At 50.3% G+C, this 15,448-nt stretch carries 15 protein-coding genes; 9 read left to right on the top strand and 6 right to left on the bottom strand.

Annotation, left to right across the window (positions count from 1 at the left end):
- Positions 1-298: 298 nt before the first annotated feature.
- Positions 299-1,015, top strand: a complete 717-nt coding sequence (locus ACR0QV_RS05125; RefSeq protein WP_432635130.1) for a type IV pilin protein — start codon at positions 299-301, stop codon at positions 1,013-1,015.
- Here ACR0QV_RS05125 and ACR0QV_RS05120 read toward each other — a convergent pair.
- From ACR0QV_RS05120 to ACR0QV_RS05095, 6 genes are all read right to left on the bottom strand, one after another.
- Positions 1,010-2,113 (bottom strand): glycerate kinase family protein, encoded by a 1,104-nt coding sequence (locus tag ACR0QV_RS05120; protein WP_432635128.1) that lies wholly within the window; start codon positions 2,111-2,113, stop codon positions 1,010-1,012. The genes ACR0QV_RS05125 and ACR0QV_RS05120 overlap by 6 nt on opposite strands.
- Positions 2,113-3,450 (bottom strand): outer membrane beta-barrel protein, encoded by a 1,338-nt coding sequence (locus tag ACR0QV_RS05115; RefSeq protein WP_432635126.1) that lies wholly within the window; start codon positions 3,448-3,450, stop codon positions 2,113-2,115. Before ACR0QV_RS05115 ends, ACR0QV_RS05120 begins: the two co-directional genes overlap by 1 nt.
- 54 nt (positions 3,451-3,504) lie before the next feature.
- Positions 3,505-3,852 (bottom strand): hypothetical protein, encoded by a 348-nt coding sequence (locus tag ACR0QV_RS05110; RefSeq protein WP_432635124.1) that lies wholly within the window; start codon positions 3,850-3,852, stop codon positions 3,505-3,507.
- 134 nt (positions 3,853-3,986) lie between these two features.
- Complete coding sequence (locus ACR0QV_RS05105) at positions 3,987-4,286, bottom strand: hypothetical protein (RefSeq protein WP_432635122.1); 300 nt, start codon at positions 4,284-4,286, stop codon at positions 3,987-3,989.
- The gene (gene recN / locus ACR0QV_RS05100) at positions 4,270-5,928 is read right to left on the bottom strand and encodes a DNA repair protein RecN (RefSeq protein ID WP_432635120.1); all 1,659 of its coding nucleotides are present in this window, start codon (positions 5,926-5,928) and stop codon (positions 4,270-4,272) included. The genes ACR0QV_RS05105 and recN overlap by 17 nt, the downstream gene beginning before the upstream one ends.
- Positions 5,928-6,758 carry an NAD(+)/NADH kinase gene (locus ACR0QV_RS05095; RefSeq protein WP_432635118.1) on the bottom strand — a complete coding sequence of 277 codons (831 nt, stop codon included), beginning with the start codon at positions 6,756-6,758 and terminating at the stop codon, positions 5,928-5,930. Before ACR0QV_RS05095 ends, recN begins: the two co-directional genes overlap by 1 nt.
- Positions 6,759-6,869: 111 nt before the next feature.
- On the opposite strand from ACR0QV_RS05095, the gene nifU reads away from it, so the two are divergent.
- From nifU to rpsI, 8 genes are all read left to right on the top strand, one after another.
- A complete protein-coding gene (gene nifU, locus ACR0QV_RS05090; protein ID WP_428060985.1) occupies positions 6,870-7,715 on the top strand; it encodes a Fe-S cluster assembly protein NifU in 846 nt (281 codons plus the stop codon).
- 1 nt (position 7,716) lies between these two features.
- Entirely contained in the window at positions 7,717-8,886 is a 1,170-nt protein-coding gene (gene nifS / locus ACR0QV_RS05085; RefSeq protein WP_432635116.1) for a cysteine desulfurase NifS, read from the top strand.
- A gap of 48 nt (positions 8,887-8,934) precedes the next feature.
- Positions 8,935-10,377 carry a bifunctional metallophosphatase/5'-nucleotidase gene (locus ACR0QV_RS05080; protein WP_432635114.1) on the top strand — a complete coding sequence of 481 codons (1,443 nt, stop codon included), beginning with the start codon at positions 8,935-8,937 and terminating at the stop codon, positions 10,375-10,377.
- A 66-nt stretch (positions 10,378-10,443) separates the two neighbouring features.
- Positions 10,444-11,910, top strand: coding sequence for a bifunctional metallophosphatase/5'-nucleotidase (locus ACR0QV_RS05075; protein ID WP_432635112.1), 1,467 nt, complete (start codon positions 10,444-10,446; stop codon positions 11,908-11,910).
- A gap of 1 nt (position 11,911) precedes the next feature.
- Positions 11,912-13,405 carry a bifunctional metallophosphatase/5'-nucleotidase gene (locus ACR0QV_RS05070; RefSeq protein WP_432635110.1) on the top strand — a complete coding sequence of 498 codons (1,494 nt, stop codon included), beginning with the start codon at positions 11,912-11,914 and terminating at the stop codon, positions 13,403-13,405.
- Entirely contained in the window at positions 13,402-14,382 is a 981-nt protein-coding gene (dusB, locus tag ACR0QV_RS05065) for a tRNA dihydrouridine synthase DusB (RefSeq protein ID WP_432635108.1), read from the top strand. The genes ACR0QV_RS05070 and dusB overlap by 4 nt, the downstream gene beginning before the upstream one ends.
- Before the next feature lie 114 nt (positions 14,383-14,496).
- Positions 14,497-14,922, top strand: a complete 426-nt coding sequence (rplM, locus tag ACR0QV_RS05060; RefSeq protein WP_428053854.1) for a 50S ribosomal protein L13 — start codon at positions 14,497-14,499, stop codon at positions 14,920-14,922.
- Between the two features lie 15 nt (positions 14,923-14,937).
- Positions 14,938-15,333 (top strand): 30S ribosomal protein S9, encoded by a 396-nt coding sequence (gene rpsI / locus ACR0QV_RS05055; RefSeq protein WP_428053852.1) that lies wholly within the window; start codon positions 14,938-14,940, stop codon positions 15,331-15,333.
- Positions 15,334-15,448 lie beyond the last annotated feature (115 nt).

Raw genomic sequence — 15,448 nt, 5'->3', positions numbered from 1 at the left:
GATCCTGGACTACGACTTTCCAGGATGACGACAATGACTAATTACCCCAGCGGTAGGTCCTGAAACGAGTTCAGGACGACGCCCTTATTTTGTTGTGTTTTTCGCCGTCATCCCGGAAGGTTTTTATCCGGGATCTGTCGTTGCTTTTCCGTCGTTTATTTTAAAGGGGTTGTTTCGTTTTTTTTTTTTGTTAAAATTTTGATAAATTGCGGTGGTCGTACCCGGATGTATCCGCCGTATAAAAACGCGTATAAAAGGCCGTTTTGCCCAAATATAAAGGCCTTAACAAGGAGAAAAAATGAAAGGATTTATGAATACTTTATTGTCATTCCAGGGCCCGCATACGAGCGGGAACCTGGAATCCAGAAATAAAATGAGGAGTTTTTCTAATAAACAGATTGGATCCCGGATCCACGTCCGGGATGACAACTACAACGGCAACGACAGATCCCGTATAAAAACACTACGGGATGACGACTATATGAAAAAAGAAGGTCATCCTGAATTTAGTTCAGGATCTACATCTTGGGTTGTTAGCCGTGGCTTTACCCTTATAGAACTTTTAGTAGTTGTCCTCATTATTGGTATTTTGGCAGGGGCGGCGTTGCCGCAATACCAGCGGGCCGTGCACAAAGCGCGCCTGACAAATGCCCTGCAAGTTGCATTTAATATCCGCAAGGCACAGGAAGTTTATTATTTAGCCAATGGAACCTATGCGGTTGATTTATCTTTATTAGATATTGACTATGGGAAAAGTTGCAAAATTTATAGTTATGATGTGAGTATGCTGACGTGCAAAAATGCGATTCTTGATAATATTTTAGGTGAAACCTCAATTAACAATTCCTACACAAACCAAATATATATGTACTATGGGGTTTACGATACGGGATATCCGCCGAAAGGGATTGCCGAAGTATCTGTTTATTTTGAACACTCTTCCAAGCCAAACCAAATTGAGTGTACGGGGAAAACGGATGAGGGCATTGCGCTATGCAAGAGCCTTAATTTATAAGGTGTTGGCAATTTGTTTTAAATATTTTTCCGCGTGCTGTTGCGCGCTGGTTTCGTCCGGGGCGAAGTCGGTCAGCACCGCTACTTGTTGGGGGGCAAATTTTTGGCGGATGAGCGCTTTTTCGTCCAATTTCCCGCAGATAAACAAAACGGGCTTTTTATATTTGTACGCCAGTTGGAGTACCGCCAAGGGGGCTTTGCCGTAAAAGGTTTGTTTGTCCAATTTTCCTTCGGCCGTAATTACCAGGTCCGCCCACGGAAAATATTTTTCTAGCCCCGCTTTTTTGAAAAGAAAATCCGAGCCCAAAATCAGTTGCGCGCCAAAGCAACTATACAGCCCCGCCGCAATGGCTCCGGCCGCCGCGGTACTGGCGGCACGGGCGGGATTTTTTTCACCCGCAGAAGTGAGTGCCTTGGCCCAGGCGGACATTGCTTTGTCCAGTAGTTTGACTTGTTCGGGCGAGGCTCCTTTTTGCGGGCCGAAAACCTTGGCTGAACTTTTGGGGCCCAACAACGGGTTGGTTACGTCCGCTACGCCGTATATTTTTACGCCCGCAAAATTTTTTCGCAAGGCGGACAAATCCACACACTTTATACGCAAAAGCGGTTCAGCCCCTAACGGGAGTTCCGCTCCGTTTTTATCATATAATTTGGCTCCGGCCGCCACCGCCATCCCGGCGCCACCGTCGTTGCAGGCCACGCCGCCAAGCCCTACATAAATGGTTTTAGCCCCCAGTCGGGCGGCCTTTACTAATGCTTGTCCCACGCCGAAAGAGGACGCGTTTAGCGGGTCCAGTTCCTCTTTTTTAGCGCTTCCCAGACCGCATACGCGCGCGGTTTCCACCACGGCGGTTTTGCCGTCAGAAAGGAACAAAAAGGAAGTCTTTTTATTTTTTAGGAAAGCGTTTTTGGCGGTTAGCGAAATGGTTTTGGCGTGAGGGTCCAAGGTTTTAAAAAAATCTATAAACCCGTCCCCGCCGTCCGATACCGGGAGCGCACGCACCTCGTGTTTTTTTTGCAAGGTGTGCGCCAATACTTGCGCCGCCTTTACTGCGCTTAAAGAGCCTTTAAACGCATTGGGCAAAACAAGAATATTCATTAGAATTTCCAACTGAATTGCGCTTGAATCACCGTGTTGGACGAGGCGGAATTTTTGAGTTCGCCGCTGCGCTGGGCAAACACTTGGCGCGCTTCCAGGCCGAGCATAATGTCGTCCACCCACGTTTCCACACCTAACCCTACACCGCCCGCAAAACTGTTGGATTTAATGGAGTGGCTTTGCATTTCGCCGCGGTAATTTAAGGTCAGCATTTCATACATAGCGGTGGCCGTTAAATAAAAGGCAAAGCGGCTGTTGGGGTTTAAGTAATAGTTGGCGGCCGCGCCCAGCGTGAGGATTTGCCCGCTGGTTCTAACCGTCGGGTCGGGGTAAGAAAGTTCGCGGCTGGCGGCGATGTCTGCATCGTTGGCGGCTTTTACAGCCGGGTCTTTATCTTCAAAGGAAGCGTTTGCAATGTTGGCAATGCCCAACACCGGGCCCGCCCAAAAGTTGCTCTCTTTCACGCGCCACAAAAATTTGCTGGATATGGCCGCGCTCGTGCCGCCTACGTCAATGGAATCGTCCTGCGCGTCGTAGCCTTCGCGTGAGGAATTATCCAACTTTAAATCAAGCGGCATTGCGCCCGCTTGGATAGCAAAATATTTAGAAAAATCTTTTTCGCGCGGTTTGTCCGCCGGTTTTTTTGCCGGCTGAACCGTTTTCTTTTTGGTTAATTCTTCCTTGGCCGCTTTGGCGTAATCCTGCTGGCTGACGGTTCCCGTTTTTACGCCTTTTACAAAGGCTTCCTCGTCCGTCAGCGGCTTGGGGGCGGCTTGGGTAACGGTGGCGGAAGGTGTAACAACCGTGCCGTTTACCACGGTGGCCTTTTGCGCGGCAAACACTTGGTCAATGTCGGAGTCAAACGTCAAGCCTCCGGCGGCTTCCACCACGGGGGCGGAGCCTTTGGCCGCGGCCGCTTGTTTGGCTTCTTCTTTGGCCTGTTGGGCTTCCTGCGTTTTTTCTACAAATTCTTTTTGCGCGTTTTGCCCGCGGTCGTAATCGTAGGCTTCAATAGATACGATTTGCGGCATATCCACGTTTACGGTGGCGCCGTCGTCGGTTTGTAATTTTAAGTTAAATTCGTCCAAATCCAAAATTACGCCCACTAACTGCGTACCGCCCTTTAAAATAATGCGGTGCTTGTCGGGCAGGATTTGTTCAATTTCGCGCTGGTTTAAGGTAATGGTGCCGAACGAGGTGGCCAAGTTGAGCGTATATTCGGTTTGGGATAAAATGGACCCGCTGATAAATTCCCCGGATTTCATTTTAATCGTTTCGGCTTGCCCCAAGCAGGCCAGACAAAATAAACATAAAACGGCAAATACGCTTTTCTTCATACAACCTCGCTCAAAATAAAAAAGGCGGCACGCCTAAGCGCACCGCCGGATAAGTTATTTGGATTCTTCTTCCACGGCTTCTACGGCGTGTTCTTCCTCGGCGGCCGGCTCTTCGTGAGCGCAGCAGCAAGGAGCCACGGCGTTTTTGATTTTGCGCAGCACTTTTAACACTTTGGCTACGGTCAAAAAGCCTACGGCGGCGGCTAAATCGCTGGCGACGTAGAACGCGGCGGCCAGCCACATTTCGCTACCGGAAAGTTGCGGATGCGTAAAGATAGCATACGCTTGGAAAACAGCATAAACAAGCGCCAAATAAAAGAGTACCACGAACAACACGGACAAGCCTTTTAAGCACAGCCAGTTGTGCGGAAACCATTTGGCACATTTGCAGCAATTAGACATAATGTATCTCCTTTTATGCGGGGAACATTTACCCCCAACACATATATTGTATCAAAAGAATACGCCCCCGGCGATATTCCTTTTACCCGTTAATTTATCTTTTTGGACAGTGTGGCGCAAGGGGAAAAATCAGGCTATTTGATAAGGGCCTTTTGGCAAGCGTCCAGCGCCTGTAAGCCCAAGATAAAAAAGCGCATACCCGCACACGCGAGCGCGGCTTGTAACGCGGCCAGCCCATACAGGCGGCGCAACGGAGCGGACGCGGTGGCCAATTCATTGGCGGACATAAAAAATGTACCCGCCCAACATATTGCCGCATATAGGCCGATAGCCAAGGTCAAATAGAAAAGAACGGTAAAAAACCGCCGTAGGCCGTTTAGTTCCAGCCAATTATGCGGCAAATACGGGGTAATTTTTTTAAAGGCGTTTTGCATTTTTAAGTAACTCCTCCGCGTGCGAGAAAGCGGCTGAATTTTTATCCGCGTTTCCGCCCAGCATACGGGCGATTTCCGTGGTAAGCGTTTCGCCTTGTAAGGGGAAAATGGTTACCTCGGTAGAATTTTTATCCGCTTTTTTAGTAACGTGGAAATTGTGGTCCGCTTGTGCGGCCACTTGTGCCAGGTGCGTTACGCAGAGCACTTGGCGGCCTTGGGCGGCTTGGTGCAGTTTTTCGCCCACCAGCCATCCCGTCTCCCCGCCGATACCCGCATCCACTTCGTCAAACACCATTACGGGCACGGTAGGAGCCAAAACGGTTTTAAGCCCCAACATCACGCGGGAAATTTCCCCGCCGGAAGCAATATTTTTTAACGGACGCAAGGCTTGGCCGGGGTTGGGAGAGAATAAAAATTCCACCTTGTCGGCTCCCGTCGGCCCGACGTTTTCCTCATCCATTTCCACGGCGGCGGAAAAGCGCACCGCGTTAAACCCAAGCGGCCGGATTTGCTCCGTCAGCAGGGCGGATAATTTTTGCGCCGCCGCAAAGCGTTTTTCGTGCAAGGCGGAGGCCAATTTGAGCAAAGCCTTTTTGCCCTTTTCCAGTTCCGCCAAAAGTTCCTGCTCGTGTTCGGCGGAGTTTTGCAAATTGTCAATGCGCTCGCGCAGGTCGTCCGCGGTCTTTAATACGTCGCCGATTTCCGGGCCGTATTTGGCCTTTAAGCGTTTGATTTTTTCGTGGCGGTCCAGCATTTTGTCCAAGGCGTCCGGCTCCAAATTGATGTCGTCTTTGTAGGAGCCCAAGGTATCGGCCACGTCTTCCAGCGTTACGAGCGCGCTGTTTAAATCCTTGGCCAGCGCGGCTAAATTTTCGTCTAACTCCGCCATACTTTCCAGTTCGCGTGCGGCTTTGCCCGCGCGGGCGGTGGCGGAATCTTCCGCCGCGTAAAGTTCGTTATAGGCTTCGCTTGCCATTTCCAACAGGCGCCCGGCGTGCTTCATCTTGGGCAGGGTTTGTTCTAATTGATAATCTTCTTCCGCCGAGGGGTTTACGTCCTCAATTTCCTTTAACTGGTAGCGGCTCATATCCAAGAGTTGTTCCTTTTCCTGCGCGCTTAAACGGGCAGAATCCAACTTGGCCTGTACGGCCTGTACTTGGCGGTAGGCGTCTTCCACTTGTTTGACAAGCGTATCGTGTTTGGCAAATTTATCTAACAGAAGTAAATGTACGGACGGATGAAGCAAACTCTGGTGTTCGTGCTGGCCGTGGAAGTCCACGAGTGCGCGCCCCAGTTTGGCAAGTGCGGAAACCGTTACCGCGCGGCCGTCGGCCCAGGCTTTATTTTTGCCCTTTTTGTCCAGTTCGCGCTTTAAGGTAAACACGTCGCCCGTAATTTGAAATTCCTTGCGTAAACTCTCCGGTAGCATATCGCTTGAAAAGGTGGCGGTAACGCACATTTTGTCAGCCCCGTCTTTAATGACGGACACGTCTCCGCGCGCCCCTAATGTAAAACCCAAGGCTTCAATAACGATAGACTTACCCGCCCCGGTTTCGCCGGAAAAGACATTTAGGCCGGGTGCAAAGTCCAGCGTTAAATCGGAAATGATAGCAAAATTTTGTACGCGCAGGCGCGAGAGCATTAGCGGTTCCCCCAGTTGAGTTTACGGTTTAAAATAGAAAAAAATCCACGTTCCTTTGGACACAGCAGTTTAGCCCGCACCGGCCCGCGGGTAATTTCCAACTTGGCGCCGGGCGGCAAGGATAAATTGATTTGGCCGTCAATGCTGGCCAAGGCGCGGCCCGTTTCCTGTTTAAAGGTGGGCGTAAGCGTGAGCGTGGCGTTGCCGGGCAGAATAAGCGGCCGCTGGTTAAGGGTATGCGGGCAAATGGGCGTAACCAAAAGAACATCTACCTCGGGTTCAATAATGGGTCCGCCCGCCGCCAGCGAATACGCCGTAGAGCCCGTAGGCGTGGAAACGATAACCCCGTCGCCAAAATAAGAGGGAATTGAAGTCCCGTTGAAGGCGGCTTCGGTCAAAAAAGAGCGCGGCTCGGCGGCGCGCAAAACGCAGTCGTTAAACGCCAAAAAATCCTGTGTTTTTTCGTCCGAGGTTAGCAGACGGACTTGCAGCATAAAGCGTTCGTTTAAGGCACAGTTGCCGTCCAATACTTGTTGCAGAGAAGTTTTAAAATCAGTTTTTTCGCACGCGGCCAAAAAGCCCAAGGTTCCGCAGTTAATGCCAAAAATCGGGATATTCAGCGGTGCGGCGGCGCGGGCACAGCAAAGCATTGTTCCGTCTCCACCCATACTGACGAGTAAATCCGTGGGCGCATTTGCCAGTTCATCAAGCGACGTAATCACGCGCACGGTGAGGCCGTTTTGGGCCAAATAATTCCGCACCTCCTGCGCTAGTGGCGCGACGGCGGTTTTGCGGGTATTGTAAAAAACGGCTGCGCAGTGGAAATTCATTACTCTTATTTTAGCAAAAAACAAATAACCCTTTTTAGGCCCGCCGCACACAGGCCCCACTAGACCAAAATGATATAATATATATATAAGGTAAAAGAAAGGGGGCCTACTATGTGGGACTATACGGAAAAAGTAATGGATCATTTTAAAAATCCGCGCAACGTGGGAGCCATTCCCAACGCCGACGGCACGGGCCAAGTCGGCAGCCTGGTGTGCGGGGACGCCCTTAAATTGACGATTAAAGTCAATAAAGATACGGATGTAATTGAAGACGCCAAATTTGAAACCTTTGGTTGTGCCAGTGCGATTGCGTCCTCTTCTATTTTGACGGAAATGGTTAAGGGCAAAACGATTGCCGAAGCGTCCAAAATTACCAACCAAGATATTGCCGACGCCTTGGGTACCTTGCCGGCCGAAAAAATGCACTGCTCGGTAATGGGTATGGAAGCCTTGGAAGCCGCGGTGAAGAGTTACCGCGAAGGCGGCAAAGCCGTGGTGTTTGAACAGCAGGCGGAAAAGATTGTCTGCCATTGCTTTAATGTGTCGGAAGAAACGATTATCAAGGCTATCCGCGCCAACCACTTAAAAACGGTGGAAGACGTAACTCACTTTACCAAAGCGGGCGGCGGCTGTGGCCGTTGCAAGGGCGAAATCCAAAAGATTTTGGATAAAGTAAACGGAGCCGAAGCCGCGGCTAATGCACCCAAGACCTTTGCACAAATGACGCTTGTGGAAAAAATCAGAAAAATTGAACAAGTGCTGGAAAGCGACGTCCGCCCGATGCTGAATATGGACGGCGGTTCTGCGGAACTGGTGGACTTAAACGGCACCGTGGTAAAGGTCCGCTTGGTGGGTATGTGCAGCGGTTGCGCCGGAGCGGCGGGCACGCTTAAACACGTGATTGAAAAAGCCCTCCAAGAAAAAGTGGACCCGTCCCTGACGGTGGAGCAGGCCTAATATGAAAGTGATTTATTTGGATAACAACGCCACTACCCAATGCGCGCCCGAAGTGGTGGAAGCAATGCTTCCGTATTTCAGCGAGAAATACGGCAATGCGTCCAGTATGCACACCTTTGGCGGCAACAACCGCCACGTGATTGATGCGGCCCGCAAGCAAATGGCCGACTTTTTGGGCGCCGCGTATGCAGACGAAATTATTTTTACGTCCTGCGCTACGGAAAGCGACAACACCGCTATTTTTTCTGCGGTGCGCACCCAGCCGGAAAAGAAGCATATTATCACCTCTGCGGTGGAACACCCGGCCATTATGGAACCGTGTCGCTATTTGGAAGCGCAAGGCTACCGCGTGGATTACATCGGCGTAGATGAATTTGGCCGCTTTAATATGGAGCAGTTCAAAAAGGCCATTGACGCGGATACCGCTATCGTTTCCGTAATGTTTGCCAACAGCGAAACGGGAACCATTTTTCCGATTAAAGAAATTGCCCAAATCGCGCACGCGCACGGTGCCCTTATGCATACGGACGCGGTGCAGGCGGTGGGTAAAATTCCGGTCAATGTACAGGAATTGGGCGTAGATATGCTGTCCTTATCCGGGCACAAATTCCACGGCCCCAAGGGCATTGGCGTACTGTATGTGCGCCGCGGCACCCGCTTTCTGCCCTATTTAATGGGCGGACATCAGGAAAAGCAACGCCGCGCCGGTACGGAAAATGTGCCGTACATTGTGGGCATTGCCAAGGCCGCCGAGTTGGCGCAAAAACGCTTTGCGGACGGCGCACCTGCCAAAATTGCCGCCCTGCGCGACAAATTGGAAAAGGGCATTTTAGCCACTATCCCGGACGTAAAGGTAAACGGCGACCCGGAACACCGCGTGCCGAATACTACGAACGTCAGTTTTGGCTATATTGAAGGTGAATCCATTTTGATGTACCTCAATGATTTTGGCGTTTGCGCCTCTTCGGGTTCGGCCTGCACGTCGGGCTCGTTGGAGCCGTCGCACGTGTTGCGTGCAATGGGTGTGCCGTTCCAGTTTGCACACGGGTCTATCCGTTTTTCGCTCTCGGACCAAACAACCGAGGACGATATCAACCTGGTGCTCAAAGAGTTGCCGCCGATTATTGAACGGTTGCGTAAAATTTCGCCGTTTTCGCGCTTTGCCGCTTAACTAACCTGCGCCCTTTTCGGGCGCAGTTCTTTTATATAGGAGAATCAAATGAAAAGACTATTGCTTGCCTTGCTTTTGCTGTTCCCGTTGGTTTGTTCCGCCAAAACATTAGTTATCTTTCATACAAGCGATACCCACGGATTTTTTTATCCGCAAAATAAAGTAGGCGGGTTTGCCGCCTTAAAAAGTGTTTTAAACCGCGAGGAAAACCCATATTTGTTGTTAGACAGCGGGGACTTTGCCAACGGTACGGCGGAAACTAAATTCTCCCGTGGGGCCAAGGCCGTGCAATTGATGAACGCGGTGGGGTATAACGCTTCCACCGTGGGCAACCACGAGTTTGACTTTAAGGACGCGGGCCTAGTGGACTTAATTAAAGAGGTCAAATTTCCTATTTTGGCCGCTAACCTGCGCGAAAAAGATACGGGTCTTCTGCCTGCGGGCGTGAAAGATGCACAAATATTTAAGGTAGGCGGCGTAAAAGTTGCCGTTATCGGCCTTGCCAACAATCATCCCACCAAACCCACTCAAAAATATACCTTTATTAAACCGCTTACGGCCTTGGAAAAAGCCTTGCAAAAGGTAGAGGCTGAAAATCCTTCCGTGGTGGTGGTTATTACGCACGATTCGTTTGTGGATTACCAACATGGCGTACTGCCGTATATGGGTCAAATTGCCGAGCGCTTTGAAGGGCGTGTGCAGTTGGTGCTTGGCGGGCACGCGCATAAAATCGTAAACGAGCGGTTGGGAAGTACCTTATATGTGGAAAGCGGCTCGCACTTGGAAGCGGTTTCCAAAATAACGGTGGATGTGGACGACGAAACGGGCGAATTTTTATCTGCCCAAGCGGAATTAATCCCGTTAAAGGTGGACGAAGTCGGGCAAGATAAAGCCCTTGCCAAATTGGCCGAAAGTTTGCGCGAACCGGGTATTGATAAAGAGGTGGCTGTTATCACCAAACACCTTTCCAAAAAGCCCCGTATTCCGAATACGTTAGACGGCGAATTGGACGATTGGCTGGCTGATGAGGGGCGGAAATATACCCAAACGGAAATTTTTATCCACAACACGGGCGGCACACGGGTAGATTTAACTCCCGGTTCGCTGACGCACCGCAAACTGATTGATTTATTCCCCTTTAACGACGTAATGGTATCTATGGAAGTGCCGGGCTACAAACTTAAAAAGTTTATCAAGGCCGGGCTTTTGCCTTGGAACAAATATACTTATTCCGGCGTAACGGTGTCCTTTGATAAAATTGGACATAACCGCGTGAAAAATTTGCAAATTAAGGTAAACGGACAGCCGCTTGAAAACCGCAAAATCTACCGCGTGGGTACGAACTCTTATATTGCCCGGCAGGAACTGTTTAACGGTTTACCCAAGAAACAAGTGGGCACGCACAAGGTCAGCCAATTAATTGAGCAGGCATTGTCGGCCGGCGAGTTATTCGTGCCCGAAGCGGGACGGATTACCTATCAGCAAAAATAATAGGCAACTTGAACACGTCCCGGCGTTTTTGTTAGGATAAATTATCTGCTTTTAAGGAGAATTTCAATGAAAAAGACTTGGCTTTTGCTGTTTGCGGCGCTTTTATTGCCGCTGGCCTTAATGGCTAAAACAACGACGATTTACCACACCAGCGACGTACACGGTTTTTTCTTCCCGCGTAATGGGCAGGGCGGTTTTGCCGCGCTGGAAGCCGTGCTGAAAAAAGGCCCGCAAAACTATTTATTGTTGGACAGCGGGGACTTTTCCAACGGCACCGTGGAAACCCGCAATTCCAAAGGCTTAAAGGCCGTGCAGATTATGAACCGTATGGGTTACGACGCCGCCACTATCGGCAACCACGAGTTTGACTTTAAAGACGCCGCCGTCGCCCCCATTTTGGCAAATGCGCAATTTGCCGTTTTGGCCGCTAACTTTTTTGATAAAGCCACGGGCAAATATCCGGCCACCGTACAGCCTTATAAAATTTTTGATGTAAACGGCGTTAAAGTAGCCGTTATCGGGCTCGCCAACCGCACGCCTACGAATCCGGCTAAGTCTTATGCGTATGGCAAACCGTTTGATGCGTTGGAAAAAGCGTTAAACGAGGTGGAAGCCAAGCACCCCAATTTTGTGGTGGTTATCGTGCACGATTCGTTTAAGGACGAAAAGCACGGCGTAGGCTCTTATGTGGGCGAAATCGCCAAACGTTTTGAAGGCCGCGTGCAGGTGGTATTGGGCGGACACGCACATAACATTTTGCAAAACAAATACGTAAACGGCACCTTGTTTGTGGAAAGCGGCTGCTATCTAAGCAACGTAAGCCGCATTACCGTGGAAACGGACGACAAAACGGGTAAGGTGGTGTCTTCTAAATCCGAACTTATCCCGCTTATCGTAGCCCAAACCGGCGAAGACAAAGCGATGAAGGAATATGTGGATTCCTTGCGCGAACCCGGCGTGGACGAAGTTGTCGGCGAGGCCAAGGAAACTTTATCCAAACTCCCGGTGGAAAAGGACCGCCAAGATTCCCCGCTCAACGACTGGATTGCCGATTTGCTCCGCAATTATTCCGGTGCGGAAATTGCCGTACATAACAACGGTGGTACGCGCGTGGACCTTAAAAAAGGCGAAGTAACCAAACGCGATTTGATTGAAATTCATCCGTTTGACAACACGGTTACTTTGGTAACGGTGGACGGAAAATTCTTAAAGAAATTTGTAAAGAAGGGTTTTGCCCCGCGCAGTTTATATACGTATTCCGGCTTAACGATTACCTATAAACAAACCAAAAAAGGCAAAGTAAAAGATCTTAAATTGTTTGTAAACGGCAAACCCGTGGAAAACCATAAAAAATATACGCTGGTTACCAATTCTTACATTGCGGGCGGCGGAAGCGAAGGCTGGATGTTTAAGCAAATCCCGGCGGAAAACAAAAAATTGGCCGGGGATAAAACCATCCGCGACTTAATGGAAGAAGCCCTTAAAAAGGGCCCGGTAACCGCACCCGAAACCGGGAGAATTATCAAACGCTGATATGCGCGTAAAGTCTATTCTGTTTATTTTATTGGCGGCCGCCTTATTAGGCGGCTGCCTGCACGAAGAACTGCACCCGGTGGATATTTATTATACCGCCGATGTTCAGGGGTTTTATTGGTCCCGTATGGAGCCGCGCTTTGAAAATAAAGAAGCGGGCGGATATGCGGTACTTAAAAATTTCTTACAAACCCGCCAAACCCCGTATCTGTTGTTTGACGGCGGAAACTGGTTCGGCTCCGCGCCGGAGGGAAACTTAACCAAGGGTGCCTATGTGGCCGAACTGACCAAAACACTTCCTTATACGGCGGGTTCCATCAGTGATAAAGATTTGGTTTACGGTTGGCCGTCCTTGCGCAATACCGTGCGCGAGTTGCCTTATCCCTTTATTGTTTCCAACTTGCAGTTGGAAGGAAAAATTCCGTGGCCGTTGCACGATTACCAAATCCGCACGGTGGACGGCATTAAAATCGGTATTTTCGGTTTGATTGACCCGCAGGCTATTAATAAAAACAAAGGCCGCCTGCTGGGTTTATCCGCGCAGGACCCGGTGCAAGTGGCCAAGGATATGACTTCCTTGCTTAGGGAAAAGGGCGTAGATTTTATTATTGTGTTAAGCGCACTAGGTGAGGAGCAAAAGGACGGCATCAGCGATGCCTCCTTGGCCGGAGAGGTGGAACATTTGGGGCTTATTTTAAGCGCCAATAAAGACCGCGAAAACGCCGAAACCGATACCGTTAATAATACCTTTATCGTTTATCCCGGCTCCAAATTGGATAGTATCGGGCACATCCGCTTGTTGTTTGATAAAAATAAGCAACTGCGCGATGTGGAGTTTCAGGATATCCCTTTGTTTAAAGACGAGTTTGGCGAGGACGCAGAAATCGCCTCCCGCGCGGCCGCCTTGCGTGCGGAAACCCGCAAAAAAATGAACGCCCGCGTAGCCGATTTGCCGCAGGCGGTGGCTACGTCCTTAACGGCAGAATCCCCGCTGGGCGATTTACTGGCGCAATGCTTATACAAATGGTCCAAACTGGACGGCGCGATTATCAATTCGGACTCTATCCGTAGCGCCCTGCCTGAGGGCCGCCTGTCGGAATATGATTTGTACAAAACATACCCGTACGGGGATAACATTACTTTTATTACCATTAAGGGCGCGGCCTTTTTAAAGGCGTTGGAAGCCTCGTTAAACGCCAAGGATAATTTTCCGCAGGTAGCGGGGTTTACCGTGTCTTACGCGGTTACGCCGGAAGGCAAAAAAATCCGCCAGGTAGTGCTTGAAAAAAACGGGCGCGCCATTACCCCGCGCGAAACTTACCGCTTTGCCGTTACGGACCACGTTTTGGCGGGCGGCTTCGGGCACGACGGGTTTATTGATTCGCTAGAATTTAAAAATACCTTTGTGGAAGCGCGCCAAATTATGCGCACTTGTTTGGCCCGCCAGAAAACAGTAGAACTGCCCAAGTTGGGCCGCTGGAAGAAAGTAAAATGAATTTAATTCACCCATTAAAAATCGGCTCCTTTACCGCCCCCAATAATTTGGTTTTGGCCCCTATGGCGGGCATTACGGACTCGCCCTTCCGCGTGTTGTGCTTAAAGGGAGGTGCGGGGCTTGTGTGCGCGGAAATGGTGTCCGCACACGCCTTGCACTACGGCAACGAAAAAAGCGGCCGGATGTTGCAGGTCAACCCCAAGGAGCACCCGGTTTCTATGCAAATTTTTGGTTCGGACGAAGCCACCATTGCCGAGGCCGCCAAAAACGCCGAAGCCCGCGGGGCCGATATTGTGGATTTGAACGCGGGCTGCCCCGTCAAAAAAATTAATAAGGCGGGTGCGGGGTGCGTGCTGATGAAAGACGAAGCCAAACTGGGCCGATTGCTGGAAGCCGCTGCAAAGAGTGTAAAAATCCCGGTAACGCTTAAAACGCGCATTGCGCTAACGCATAAGGAACTGTTAGGGTCGCGGCTGGCCAAACTAGCCGAAGATTGCGGCTGTGCGGCGGTAACCTTGCACGCCCGGGCCGCGGTGGATGTACACAGCGGGGCGCCTAATATAGAGGCGTTGTCCGAAGCGTGCGCGGCGGTAAAAATCCCGGTTATTGGCAACGGCGGCGTGCTGGAAGCCGACACGGCGCGGAAGTTTTTGGAAGCCGGTTGCGCGGGCGTAATGATTGGGCGCGGAGCCATTGGCAACCCGTTTATTTTTAAGGATATTATTAACGCTTTTGAGGGGAAAGAACCTGTCAGCAAGTCGCCCGAAAAACGGCTGGAAATTTATTTGGATCTCATCCGCGAAAACGTGTCTTATTACGGCGAGCGTATTGGCGTAAACCGCAGCCGCAAAACCGCCGGGTATTGGATAAAGGATTTCCCTAACGCCTCGGAAATGCGCGGCCTTTTTGTGCGGCTGGATACCTTGGCGGAGATTGAAAAATTATTCGCGGAAACCTTGGCGCGTTTGCACGCGTAAAAAAATCCCGTAAAATCTTGTACATTTTGATATAATATATAGGAAACCACGAGTCATTAAGACAGCGGCCAACCACTCCGCTGCGCATTAATTACAAAAGGTAGAAACAAAATTATGACAAAAACTTTTTTGCCTTCCGTAAAGGAAGTGGAAACCACCCGCAAATGGCATCACATTGACGCCACGGGCCAAACCCTGGGCAGATTGGCTACCCAAATTGCCGTCTTGCTTATGGGCAAACACAAAAAGACCTATACGCCCAATATGGACTGCGGCGACTTCGTCGTCGTTACCAATGCCGGCAAAATCAAATTGACCGGTAAAAAACTGGAACAAAAGGTTTACTTCTCTCACTCTGGCTATGCCAAGGGTGGTAAAGAAACCCCGGTCAAAAGAGTGTTGGAAAACAACCCCACCAGAGTCTTGGAACTGGCCGTTAAAAGAATGTTGGACGAAAACAAACTTCGCGCGCCCAGAATGAAACGCTTGCGCTTGTTTGCTGGCGAAGAACACGCTTTCACCGAACGCTTTGGTAAATAAGAGGGATAGAAATTTATGAACAATACGAAAGAACTCAAAACCGGAAGAAGAAAAACCTCCGTCGCCCAAGTTGAACTTTTGAAGGGTAAAGGGGTTATTACCGTAAACGCCAAATCTTTGGATGAATACTTCGGCAACCACGCCCGCTGCAAAGCCGCCGTTAAGGCTCCGCTCGTGGTTACCAACCTGGAAAAAGAATACGACGTTACCGCCAAAGTAGTGGGCGGCGGCGTGTCCTCCCAGGCGGGCGCTTTGCGCCACGCGATTGCGCGCTCTATCGCCGCAATCAGCGAAGATCTTAAAAAGACCGTTAAAAAGGCCGGTTACCTTACGCGCGATCCGCGTATGGTGGAAAGAAAGAAACCCGGTCAGCCCGGTGCCCGCAAACGCTTCCAGTTCTCTAAACGTTAATCGTTGGCTGGAAACTTGCAGGAAATGTTTTACAAAACCCCCGTTCCTTTTGGACCGGGGGTTTTTCGTGTCTGTGGAAAAGAGGGGCTTGTGGTATTGCATTTTGTCGTCATCC

Origin of the sequence: Candidatus Avelusimicrobium sp., from assembly GCF_050873505.1 — a bacterium.
Classification (GTDB): domain Bacteria; phylum Elusimicrobiota; class Elusimicrobia; order Elusimicrobiales; family Elusimicrobiaceae; genus Avelusimicrobium.
Note: the sequence above shows the minus strand (reverse complement) of the source record. Positions and strands in the feature narration are given on the sequence as shown.

What these genes read in the sequence shown, in the direction of transcription:
- ACR0QV_RS05105 (WP_432635122.1), bottom strand. Translation starts at nt 4,286, where the DNA reads ATGCAAAACGCCTTTAAAAAAATTACCCCGTATTTGCCGCATAATTGG.
- dusB (WP_432635108.1), top strand. Translation starts at nt 13,402, where the DNA reads ATGAATTTAATTCACCCATTAAAAATCGGCTCCTTTACCGCCCCCAAT.
- ACR0QV_RS05075 (WP_432635112.1), top strand. Translation starts at nt 10,444, where the DNA reads ATGAAAAAGACTTGGCTTTTGCTGTTTGCGGCGCTTTTATTGCCGCTG.
- recN (WP_432635120.1), bottom strand. Translation starts at nt 5,928, where the DNA reads ATGCTCTCGCGCCTGCGCGTACAAAATTTTGCTATCATTTCCGATTTA.
- nifS (WP_432635116.1), top strand. Translation starts at nt 7,717, where the DNA reads ATGAAAGTGATTTATTTGGATAACAACGCCACTACCCAATGCGCGCCC.
- rpsI (WP_428053852.1), top strand. Translation starts at nt 14,938, where the DNA reads ATGAACAATACGAAAGAACTCAAAACCGGAAGAAGAAAAACCTCCGTC.
- ACR0QV_RS05095 (WP_432635118.1), bottom strand. Translation starts at nt 6,758, where the DNA reads ATGAATTTCCACTGCGCAGCCGTTTTTTACAATACCCGCAAAACCGCC.
- ACR0QV_RS05110 (WP_432635124.1), bottom strand. Translation starts at nt 3,852, where the DNA reads ATGTCTAATTGCTGCAAATGTGCCAAATGGTTTCCGCACAACTGGCTG.
- ACR0QV_RS05080 (WP_432635114.1), top strand. Translation starts at nt 8,935, where the DNA reads ATGAAAAGACTATTGCTTGCCTTGCTTTTGCTGTTCCCGTTGGTTTGT.
- rplM (WP_428053854.1), top strand. Translation starts at nt 14,497, where the DNA reads ATGACAAAAACTTTTTTGCCTTCCGTAAAGGAAGTGGAAACCACCCGC.
- ACR0QV_RS05125 (WP_432635130.1), top strand. Translation starts at nt 299, where the DNA reads ATGAAAGGATTTATGAATACTTTATTGTCATTCCAGGGCCCGCATACG.
- ACR0QV_RS05120 (WP_432635128.1), bottom strand. Translation starts at nt 2,113, where the DNA reads ATGAATATTCTTGTTTTGCCCAATGCGTTTAAAGGCTCTTTAAGCGCA.
- nifU (WP_428060985.1), top strand. Translation starts at nt 6,870, where the DNA reads ATGTGGGACTATACGGAAAAAGTAATGGATCATTTTAAAAATCCGCGC.
- ACR0QV_RS05070 (WP_432635110.1), top strand. Translation starts at nt 11,912, where the DNA reads ATGCGCGTAAAGTCTATTCTGTTTATTTTATTGGCGGCCGCCTTATTA.
- ACR0QV_RS05115 (WP_432635126.1), bottom strand. Translation starts at nt 3,450, where the DNA reads ATGAAGAAAAGCGTATTTGCCGTTTTATGTTTATTTTGTCTGGCCTGC.